The organism is Roseibium sp. MMSF_3544 (assembly GCF_030732845.1).
In the GTDB taxonomy this organism is placed as follows: Bacteria; Pseudomonadota; Alphaproteobacteria; order Rhizobiales; family Stappiaceae; genus Roseibium.
Genome location: NZ_JASHKA010000057.1, coordinates 1 through 2,943, shown reverse-complemented (window position 1 = coordinate 2,943; position 2,943 = coordinate 1). Strand labels below are relative to the sequence as shown.

The following is a 2,943-nucleotide window of genomic DNA, read 5'->3' as shown; positions in this document are numbered from 1 at the left end:
GACAGCTGGTGGAACACGATCAAGAACGGTCTTGCGCTTGCTGGTGAGCAGGTTGGCGCTGAGGTTGAGTACCGCAATCCGCCGACGGGCGACATTGCCGACATGGCGCGCATTATCGAGCAGACGGCAGCGTCCAATCCTGACGGCATCATCACCACGCTTGCCGATCCGGACGTTCTGAACGGCCCGATCCAGAATGCGGTTGCCAAGGGCATTCCGGTCATCATCATCAATTCCGGCACGCCGGAGCAGGCCGCTGAGGTTGGTGCTCTGATGTATGTCGGCCAGCCTGAGTATGATGCCGGTCTGGCAGCGGGCCAGCGCGCCAAGCGGGACGGTGTTGGTTCGTTCCTGTGTGTGAACCACGTTGTCTCCAACCCGGTTGTCGGCGAGCGCTGCCGCGGCTTTGCCGACGGTCTGGGCGTTGAGCTGGGCGACAGCATGATCGACAGCGGCCAGGACCCGGCCGAGATCAAGAACAAGGTCAAGGCCTATCTGTCAGCCAATCCGGATGTGGAAGCGATCCTGACGCTTGGCCCGACCTCTGCGGACCCGACCATCGGCGCGCTGCAGGAGATCGGCAAGGCGGGCGAGATCTATTTCGGCACGTTTGACCTGGGCACGGAGATCGTCAAGGGCATCAAGGACGGCACCATTCAGTGGGGCATTGACCAGCAGCCCTTCCTGCAGGCCTACCTGCCGGTGATCGTTCTGGCCAACTACCAGCGCTTTGGCGTTCTGCCGGGCAACAACATCAACTCCGGCCCGGGCTTCATCACCAAGGACGCCCTTGCCAAGGTTGAAGAGCACGCGGGCGAATACCGCTAACGGGTGCCGGGGCCGCAGCTTTTGCGGCCACCTGGAGAGGCGGATTGCCGCCTCTCCCTTTAAGGATCAAGCCCGGACTGGCTGAGGCCGTCCGGCCGACCAAACCAGGACAACAAGATCGTGCGGCAGGACCGCAAAGACGCGGCCGGTCCGAACGGCCCGCAGGAGGAACCCTATGGCTGAGACCCAAGAGACCGCCGCTCCCGGGGAGGCGCCCCAAAAGGCCCCTGAGAAGGATGAGCGCGTCCGCGAGATGTCGCCCTTGCGCAAGGCCCTGATCCGCCCCGAGCTGGGCGCCATCTGCGGCACGATCCTTGTGTTCATCTTCTTCCTCTCCATTGCCAGCGACAGCGGCATGTTCGCGCCCGAGGGCGTCATCAACTGGGGCACCGTCTCGGCCCAGTTCGCCATCATCGCCGTCGGCGCCTGCCTGTTGATGATCGCCGGCGAGTTCGACCTCTCCGTCGGCTCCATGATCGGCTTTTCCGGTATCATCATCGCCTTGATGAGCGTGCAGTGGGGCTTTCCCACCTGGTTTGCCATCCTGGTCGCCTTTGCCATGGCGCTCGCCATCGGCGCGCTCAACGGCTACCTGGTGGTCAAGACCGGCCTGCCCTCCTTCATCGTCACGCTGGCGTTCTTGTACATCCTGCGCGGCCTGACCATCTTCATTGCCATTGCCACCACCCGCAAGACCATCATCGGCGGTGTGCGCGATGCGGCCGAGGGCGATCCGATCGCCTGGCTGTTCGGCGGCAAGGTCTTCAACTGGCTGTTTGTCTGGCTGGCCGATCTGGGCGTGGTCGGCAAGTTCGTGGCCGGGCCCAAGGCGGGACAGCCCGTTGTGGAGGGCATTCCCATGCTGATGATCTGGGCCCTGATCCTGATCATCTTCGGCCATTTCCTTCTGACCCGCACCAAGTTCGGCAACTGGATCTTCGCCTCCGGCGGCGATGCCCAGGCGGCCCGCTATGTCGGTGTGCCGGTCAACCGGGTCAAGATCTCCATGTTCATGTTCACCGCCTTCTGCGCCACCGTCTTTGCCACCTGCCAGGTGATGGAGTTCGGCTCCGCGGCGGCCGACCGCGGCTTGCTCAAGGAGTTCGAGGCGATCATCTCCGTGGTCATCGGCGGGGCGCTCCTCACAGGCGGCTACGGCTCCGTCATCGGTGCCGCCCTCGGCGCGCTGATCTTCGGCGTGGTCCAGCAGGGTCTGTTCTTTGCCGGCGTGGAGAGTTCGCTCTTCCGGGTCTTCCTGGGTGTGATCCTGCTCTTGGCCGTGATCCTCAACACCTATATCCGCCGCATGATCACGGGGGAGCGTTAAGATGAGTGACGCATTGATCGAACTGGTCGATATCGAGAAGCATTTCGGCCCGGTGATTGCCCTCAACGGTGTCTCCGTCTCCGTCAAGGCGGGCGAGTGCCACTGCCTTCTGGGCGACAACGGTGCGGGCAAGTCCACCTTCATCAAGACCATGTCCGGGGTTCACAAGCCGACACGGGGCAAGATCCTGATCGAGGGCAAGGAGACCAATTTCGACAGCCCGCGCGATGCCATGGCCGCCGGCATTGCCACGGTCTACCAGGACCTGGCCATGATCCCGCTGATGTCGGTGACGCGGAACTTCTGGATGGGGCGCGAGCCGGAGAAGCGCTTCGGTCCGTTCAAGTTCTTCGACTTTGCCACTGCCAACGAGGTCACCATGAGCGAGATGGCCAAGATGGGCATTCATCTCAGATCGCCCGACCAGGCCGTCGGCACCCTGTCGGGCGGCGAGCGCCAGACGGTCGCCATCTCAAGGGCGGTCTATTTCGGTGCCAAGGTGCTCATCCTCGACGAGCCGACGTCGGCTCTGGGCGTGCGCCAGACCTCCAACGTGCTCGCCACCATCGACAAGGTCCGCAAGAAGGGCATCGGCGTCGTCTTCATCACCCACAACGTGCGCCACGCCATGGCCGTCGGAGACCGCTTCACCGTCCTCAACCGGGGCAAGACACTCGGTACCGCAGAACGCGGGAACATAAAGGCAGAAGAACTCCAGGAACTCATGGCAGGCGGACAGGAACTCGCACAACTCGAAGGATCACTCGGCGGAACCGTCTGAGGACGTC

Annotated in this window: 3 protein-coding genes; all 3 read left to right on the top strand. The window is 63.2% G+C overall.

The annotated features are described in order from the left end of the window. On the top strand, window positions 1-828 hold an 828-nt coding region (locus tag RBB47_RS30930; RefSeq protein WP_305989787.1), incomplete at its 5' end, for a sugar ABC transporter substrate-binding protein. Between the two features lie 175 nt (window positions 829-1,003). Beyond that, window positions 1,004-2,155, top strand: a complete 1,152-nt coding sequence (locus tag RBB47_RS30925; RefSeq protein WP_305989786.1) for an ABC transporter permease — start codon at window positions 1,004-1,006, stop codon at window positions 2,153-2,155. Between the two features lies 1 nt (window position 2,156). Then, window positions 2,157-2,936 (top strand): ATP-binding cassette domain-containing protein, encoded by a 780-nt coding sequence (locus RBB47_RS30920; protein ID WP_305989785.1) that lies wholly within the window; start codon window positions 2,157-2,159, stop codon window positions 2,934-2,936. Window positions 2,937-2,943: the final 7 nt, after the last annotated feature.